Below are 341 nucleotides of genomic sequence, written 5' to 3' on the forward strand. Positions count from 1 at the left end.
CCATGCTGACACACGAATTGGTGCAGCTCTTGAGGTGAACGGGCAATCGCGTGCGGAACCAGCACCAGTTTAGCGCCGTAGCGTAACGCTCCCCATAATTCCCACACCGAGAAGTCAAACGCTATGGAATGGAACAGGCACCAAATATCTTGCCGGTTAAAGTGATACCATAATTTAGTCGCGTCAAACAAACGCAGGATATGACGATGTTCCACCATCACTCCTTTCGGCGTACCGGTCGAACCCGAGGTGTAAATCACATAGGCCAGATGCTGTGCCGTCAATGCCGGCACTTGCGGGTTACTGTCCGGCTGATCTGGCAGATTATTCGGGTCAAGTAC

1 protein-coding gene is annotated in these 341 nt (G+C 52.2%); it reads right to left on the reverse strand.

Annotated elements, in window-relative coordinates:
- Positions 1-341, reverse strand: a 341-nt coding sequence (locus Phpb_RS20735) for an AMP-binding protein (RefSeq protein WP_165603328.1), incomplete at both ends; no start/stop codon positions are given.

Source organism: Photorhabdus namnaonensis (assembly GCF_001684335.1).
Lineage (GTDB): Bacteria > Pseudomonadota > Gammaproteobacteria > Enterobacterales > Enterobacteriaceae > Photorhabdus > Photorhabdus namnaonensis.